This window comes from Flavobacterium fluviatile, assembly GCF_010645065.1.
In the GTDB taxonomy this organism is placed as follows: Bacteria; Bacteroidota; Bacteroidia; order Flavobacteriales; family Flavobacteriaceae; genus Flavobacterium; species Flavobacterium fluviatile.
The window spans coordinates 1-4,821 of sequence record NZ_JAADZW010000050.1 but is presented as its reverse complement, the minus strand read 5'-3'; the positions used below and the strand labels follow the sequence as shown (position 1 = coordinate 4,821).

13 protein-coding genes are annotated in these 4,821 nt (G+C 32.2%); 1 reads left to right on the top strand and 12 read right to left on the bottom strand.

Annotation, left to right across the window (positions count from 1 at the left end; translation table 11 throughout):
* Positions 1 to 196: hypothetical protein (locus tag GXM17_RS21700; RefSeq protein ID WP_208796474.1), on the top strand; the 196-nt coding region annotated here is incomplete at its 5' end.
* Between the two features lie 71 nt (positions 197 to 267).
* Here GXM17_RS21700 and GXM17_RS21060 read toward each other — a convergent pair.
* From GXM17_RS21060 to GXM17_RS21010, 12 genes are all read right to left on the bottom strand, one after another.
* Positions 268 to 654 carry a hypothetical protein gene (locus GXM17_RS21060; RefSeq protein WP_163401487.1) on the bottom strand — a complete coding sequence of 129 codons (387 nt, stop codon included), beginning with the start codon at positions 652 to 654 and terminating at the stop codon, positions 268 to 270.
* A gap of 41 nt (positions 655 to 695) precedes the next feature.
* Positions 696 to 1,214 carry a hypothetical protein gene (locus tag GXM17_RS21055; RefSeq protein WP_163401486.1) on the bottom strand — a complete coding sequence of 173 codons (519 nt, stop codon included), beginning with the start codon at positions 1,212 to 1,214 and terminating at the stop codon, positions 696 to 698.
* Positions 1,215 to 1,224: 10 nt separating this feature from the next.
* Complete coding sequence (locus GXM17_RS21050) at positions 1,225 to 1,467, bottom strand: hypothetical protein (RefSeq protein ID WP_163401485.1); 243 nt, start codon at positions 1,465 to 1,467, stop codon at positions 1,225 to 1,227.
* 46 nt (positions 1,468 to 1,513) lie between these two features.
* Positions 1,514 to 1,732, bottom strand: coding sequence for a hypothetical protein (locus GXM17_RS21045; RefSeq protein WP_163401484.1), 219 nt, complete (start codon positions 1,730 to 1,732; stop codon positions 1,514 to 1,516).
* Positions 1,733 to 1,902: 170 nt separating this feature from the next.
* A complete protein-coding gene (locus GXM17_RS21695; RefSeq protein WP_208796473.1) occupies positions 1,903 to 2,085 on the bottom strand; it encodes a hypothetical protein in 183 nt (60 codons plus the stop codon).
* Between the two features lie 83 nt (positions 2,086 to 2,168).
* Positions 2,169 to 2,624, bottom strand: coding sequence for a hypothetical protein (locus tag GXM17_RS21040; protein ID WP_163401483.1), 456 nt, complete (start codon positions 2,622 to 2,624; stop codon positions 2,169 to 2,171).
* Positions 2,597 to 2,932 (bottom strand): DUF4406 domain-containing protein, encoded by a 336-nt coding sequence (locus GXM17_RS21035; RefSeq protein ID WP_163401482.1) that lies wholly within the window; start codon positions 2,930 to 2,932, stop codon positions 2,597 to 2,599. Before GXM17_RS21035 ends, GXM17_RS21040 begins: the two co-directional genes overlap by 28 nt.
* A gap of 2 nt (positions 2,933 to 2,934) precedes the next feature.
* Positions 2,935 to 3,210, bottom strand: a complete 276-nt coding sequence (locus tag GXM17_RS21030; RefSeq protein WP_163401481.1) for a hypothetical protein — start codon at positions 3,208 to 3,210, stop codon at positions 2,935 to 2,937.
* A 137-nt stretch (positions 3,211 to 3,347) separates the two neighbouring features.
* Positions 3,348 to 3,686: a hypothetical protein gene (locus GXM17_RS21025; RefSeq protein WP_163401480.1), complete on the bottom strand. Its 339-nt coding sequence runs from the start codon at positions 3,684 to 3,686 to the stop codon at positions 3,348 to 3,350.
* Positions 3,683 to 3,910: a hypothetical protein gene (locus GXM17_RS21020; protein ID WP_163401479.1), complete on the bottom strand. Its 228-nt coding sequence runs from the start codon at positions 3,908 to 3,910 to the stop codon at positions 3,683 to 3,685. Before GXM17_RS21020 ends, GXM17_RS21025 begins: the two co-directional genes overlap by 4 nt.
* An 11-nt stretch (positions 3,911 to 3,921) precedes the next feature.
* Positions 3,922 to 4,443, bottom strand: coding sequence for a 3'-5' exonuclease (locus GXM17_RS21015; protein ID WP_163401478.1), 522 nt, complete (start codon positions 4,441 to 4,443; stop codon positions 3,922 to 3,924).
* A gap of 2 nt (positions 4,444 to 4,445) precedes the next feature.
* A complete protein-coding gene (locus GXM17_RS21010) occupies positions 4,446 to 4,802 on the bottom strand; it encodes a hypothetical protein (RefSeq protein WP_163401477.1) in 357 nt (118 codons plus the stop codon).
* Positions 4,803 to 4,821 lie beyond the last annotated feature (19 nt).

The following is a 4,821-nucleotide window of genomic DNA, read 5'->3' as shown; positions in this document are numbered from 1 at the left end:
TAATGTTCATCCATTGGCGATAAGAGATGAATATATTGAACTTTGGAAAAATAGTACGTACAATCTTTGTATCTGGATGTTTGGCGCCATTATAGACCTCAATAATAAACTGAGCTCTTTTGTTGTAGTTCTTTTTATTATACGCCATGTAGCAAAAATAAAAAGTAACTTTAAATTGTGCAACACGAGTTTTTGAGCATAAAAAAACCCGACTGGATTCAGTCGGGTTTTTAAATTCTATACTATTCTATTCTATTCTATACTATTCTATTCTATACTTATATTGGTTAAATTTCCATCGTAATCCAGATTACAATAAATCGCCTGTAACACCAAAGCATTGTAAGCGTTTTTAGCTCGGAATGTGGTTTTAATAGCAAAAGTACTGTCTTTATTCATTCCATTATTCCAGGTATTGACAATTTCAAGACTCGACGGATCATTTATATTTTCTTTTAAATACCTTTTAATGGGTTTGTAACCGCCTCTTAATTCGTCAAAGTTTTTTTCTTCAAAACGTTCAGAGTATGTTTTTGTTTCAGTTTCTACTTTAGCTGATGCTTGTTTTTCTTCATCCTTAGTACTGCTTTGTGTAAATCTTGCAAATAGACCTAAGGCAATAAATCCTATTATGATATAAATTATTTTTTTCATGTGTTCTTTTTTTTAAACAGACTCCAAATGTAGTATTTTTTCTAATATTTTAAATCCGTCCAGTGAATTATTTTCCCAGTAAAATCTTCATTGAAGTAAGCGAAGAAATCTTCTATTGTGTCGAAACCGTCGTTCTGAACTAATTCTAAAAGCCCTTTGTCAATTACTCTATGGCCATACTCATAGTATATTGCAAATACATCATCGATCCACACTTGTCTTTTCCTAAAACCACAATTTTGAGTAATTATAATTTCAACTTTTTGAGTACTAACCACCGGCAGAACCGGAGCAAATCGAAACATTTTCTTTGTCCTCACATTGATAAAAAAATCAATCATCATTCCGACTTTCCAACGGTCTTTTGGGTCTTCCCGGATAGTGTGAATTTTAGGTTTCGCTTCAACTAATTTTAAAAGTTTTTTATTGATGCATTCGTAATACATTTCAGGAAAAATGTACTTATTATCAATTTTATATTTATCCTCTATTGAAGCCCATATTTTTTCTACAAAGTCAGTAGACTTGCCGTTTATTTGTGTGCTAAATCCTAGTATCATATCATATTGTTTAATCGTTGTCAATTACAAATTTAACGCCTAAAATCGTTTTTACGTTTCTGTGACATTTTGCGCCGTTGTAGCTCATTTTATTACATACAGCATATTTTGGAATAGTCATAAGTCCTAGATATTTTCCAACTACTTCAATAAATTGAACTAGGTCGTTATTTGTAAAGCTGCCTTCATACATTTTTTCATCTAAAAACATAATTAGCTTTTGTCCGTTGCTTGATATTGTTGGCTTTTCCATTTGTTCAATTTATTGAATTGCTATTAGTAAGTAGTTAACAAACAGCTTACTCATAATAATCAACAGAAATCGTAATTATTACTTTTTTTTGCTTATTAAAATAAAGTAAGTTCTTAACATCTGCTTCAACAGATAGTAATTTAGAAACTCTACTTTCTAAATCATTCTCGTTATTAATGCCTATTCTTTCAGTTCCGTTTTTAGTAATTAAAAAACCTTGGTCTAATAAATCAATCTCAAATTTAGTTTCTCTTTTATTGCTCATTTTTGCGGATTAAAAAGCCGATTTGCTAACACTGCATAACAGTAATTTAGGCATCAGGCTGGATTTATAATTTGTTTTGTACTTTTAATCTTGGTTCTTAACTTCGATAGTTCAGGATTTTTAACCCTAAACTACTGTTATGCTCAACGTTATACCTCATTTAATTAAAATCACTCAAATTCTTTCAAATCAATATTGAAAAATCTTTTTACTCTTGAATAACAATCTATAACATATCCTCTTAAAATTTCCTTTCCGTTATACTTTAACTTAACTTCGTTAGGGTTTTCTGAAATTCTTATTATTTCTATTCCTGCATTAGTTAAGATTTGATTCAAACTCTTTGTACTCATAAAAATTTAGTGATTAGTGATTAATTTAATTATTGTTTTGCCGTAACCTCATAGGGCAAATCCAAAAGATATTCCTGTAGCCATTAAGCTTTTGTCCAATCATCATTATAATACTGACGATTTATGAAAGTTGATAAATGAGCAATTGCGGTACCGGTTTTGGATAAGTATTTTTTATATCCGGGAATGGCCAGAAAGCATTTAATTTTGTCAGCATCTTTTAGTTTTTTGAACTGCTTTTCTGAGTCAAATTTTGACACTTTGTGGGCGTACAAATTCCAAAGATTTTCGAAGTCTAAAACGGGAGCAGCTTTTGTAATTTCAAAGTTATCTTTGAGGTTTTTTGACATCCACACACTTTGCATAACATTTTCTGATGATGGAAAGTTAGAACCTGAAAACAGCCACGTTATTTGCTTCGGTGATAATGAACCGTCCAGAATTTCGAAACTTTTAAAGTCGCCGTTTAAATCGTATTTAAACAGCCAGATATAGCCGTTTTGCTTGCTTTTTACAGTGTAGGTTGTGAGTTGTTCCATTCTTGTAGTTCTTTTAGATTGTTAAACGTTGGAATGCCTAATTGGTCGCAAATTTCAATTTCAAGTTTTGCGCCTTTTGATCGCATCCAGTCATTAATTAGAATTACACCATCACAACTCATAACTGTTGTGATACATTTTTTCATTGCCACATTCCACTGACATTTCCAATCACCCACAACTACTAAAGGATTTACAGCTTCAAAACCTAAATCAGTTAATTGCTTTTGAATTATGCCAAACTTCATCGTGCATTCGGCTATTGGTTCACCGGTTACTTTTCCGGCTATGTAAATTTTCTTTTTCATAATTATAAGTTATCTTCAATGAATTGTAAAACAGCACATGCAGTAGCATGGTATTTTTTTAAATGCCGAACGGTTAAAACAGTTTCGCCTTTAAAAGATAGTTTTGCTTCTACATATTCATTATTAATAAAATGGCAAATAATATCCCAATCATTATTGATAATAATATGACTATCCTTTGTTACTTTTACTTCGAAAACTGGATATTCTGACGCAATTGTTTTCATGCCTTGCATTAACATTTGCCAATCTTTAAATAGTTCTGGTTTTACGCTCATTTTAAAAGGTATTTTACAGGTTTGGTGTGAATAAATGTTTTTGAAATTTCTCTGGCCTCCTGCTTTAATCGTTTATCGTTATCAAAAATGCTTTCGGCTTTTAGCGTTGGTCTTTTGGGGTATTTTTTTTTGTCTCATTACGCCAATTGTTGGTTTAAATTCGATTTAATCATTCGGAGTACATTCCGGTCATAATCATTCATTGGAAAAGCTTCAACAACTCCAATAAATCTCTCTAAATAGTGAGCTTCGTAATATTCAAGACCGAAAGAAACTTTTTTAGGTTTTTTAGAAAATAGATCAACTTTTTGTCGCCTGATTTCTAACTCCTTTTTTTCAAATTTCAAAATCACTTTTTCCAATACTGCTCTGGCGACTTTTATCTCTCTATTTTTCTCTGGAGCATACGGCGGTTTTGGGAAGTGATGCACCAAAGCGTTTATTTGCAATGGTGATAGTTTAAGATTTAATTTCATACTTCAATTGGTTTATAAGTTTCTAAAGGACAATTGTCTGGTATATCTATATGATTCGAGCCATTTTCGCAGACATCAAGTAAAAAAGGCTGGTGCTTAATAGTACTTTCGTCAGCTTCAAATAAGCAGATAAAAGCTTTAGTACTTTCGTTTTTTGTTTTTTTAAATTGTTGGCAAAACTCACAATCATAACAAGTGTCTATTACTTTCTGTATTTTTCTCATCTACATTCGGTTTAAGAGTTGATTTTCGACCATGTCAAATGACAATACGCAATTTGATTATAACAGTCAGCCAAAGCATTATGTCCAACACCTAAATATTTGAAGTTTGCTTTAATCTCAGGTTTGAAACTAACTAAGGTTCTAACACATCTTTCTTTTTTAAAATCCCAACAGATAGGTAATTTTGCTTTGTTATAGGCGTTTTGAAGTATTCCTAAATCAAATCTGGCAGAATTGCCCCAAACTTGATAATCTTTGTTACAGAATCCAGAAAAGGAGGTTAACGCATCAACAATATGAACAGTTCCGTTCAGAAGACTTTTACGAGCTTCATCGGTTTGTTTCATCCACCACATAATTGTATCAGCATTTACAATTAATCCTAAATCGATACATGATTGTAATGATATGTTGATATAAAACTCTTTGCCTGTTTGACCTGTGTTAATATCAAATTCGACCGCTGCCAAACTTATAATTGCAGAGAATGACTCGTTAGCCATAGTCTCTAAATCTATCATTAAATGCTCCATAGTTACTTATATTTTTTAGTTACCATTGATTCAAAACAGGAAATGATTTTGGAGAGCTCTTGTTGGTTCATTTCTTTTAAAGGTTTATTAATGGGGCTTTTATCACTCTTTAAAAACTCGCTTAACCTGTCGAGGTCTGCAACTTCGCCCCATTTTTCTGATGGCACCGTCCATTGTAATGTGCGTAACTGTGATAATATGGCCTTGTGCTGCTGATTGTTTTTGTCGAACAAGCCCCAATTGCTTTTGCTGTGCGATCTACCACCTTGTATAATGGTTTTAAGTTGCTGTTTTGGCCTGTTGTAATCATCGATTGCGGAGCCGGTTCCGGTGTAGGTGTATGCTTTAGTTGTTGTCATAAGCCTTTAATATTTGAAA

Excerpts from the sequence above, each read along its gene's own strand:
- GXM17_RS21060 (WP_163401487.1), bottom strand. The coding sequence starts at position 654 with ATGAAAAAAATAATTTATATCATAATAGGATTTATTGCCTTAGGTCTA.
- GXM17_RS21055 (WP_163401486.1), bottom strand. The coding sequence starts at position 1,214 with ATGATACTAGGATTTAGCACACAAATAAACGGCAAGTCTACTGACTTT.
- GXM17_RS21050 (WP_163401485.1), bottom strand. The coding sequence starts at position 1,467 with ATGGAAAAGCCAACAATATCAAGCAACGGACAAAAGCTAATTATGTTT.
- GXM17_RS21045 (WP_163401484.1), bottom strand. The coding sequence starts at position 1,732 with ATGAGCAATAAAAGAGAAACTAAATTTGAGATTGATTTATTAGACCAA.
- GXM17_RS21695 (WP_208796473.1), bottom strand. The coding sequence starts at position 2,085 with ATGAGTACAAAGAGTTTGAATCAAATCTTAACTAATGCAGGAATAGAA.
- GXM17_RS21040 (WP_163401483.1), bottom strand. The coding sequence starts at position 2,624 with ATGGAACAACTCACAACCTACACTGTAAAAAGCAAGCAAAACGGCTAT.
- GXM17_RS21035 (WP_163401482.1), bottom strand. The coding sequence starts at position 2,932 with ATGAAAAAGAAAATTTACATAGCCGGAAAAGTAACCGGTGAACCAATA.
- GXM17_RS21030 (WP_163401481.1), bottom strand. The coding sequence starts at position 3,210 with ATGAGCGTAAAACCAGAACTATTTAAAGATTGGCAAATGTTAATGCAA.
- GXM17_RS21025 (WP_163401480.1), bottom strand. The coding sequence starts at position 3,686 with ATGAAATTAAATCTTAAACTATCACCATTGCAAATAAACGCTTTGGTG.
- GXM17_RS21020 (WP_163401479.1), bottom strand. The coding sequence starts at position 3,910 with ATGAGAAAAATACAGAAAGTAATAGACACTTGTTATGATTGTGAGTTT.
- GXM17_RS21015 (WP_163401478.1), bottom strand. The coding sequence starts at position 4,443 with ATGGAGCATTTAATGATAGATTTAGAGACTATGGCTAACGAGTCATTC.
- GXM17_RS21010 (WP_163401477.1), bottom strand. The coding sequence starts at position 4,802 with ATGACAACAACTAAAGCATACACCTACACCGGAACCGGCTCCGCAATC.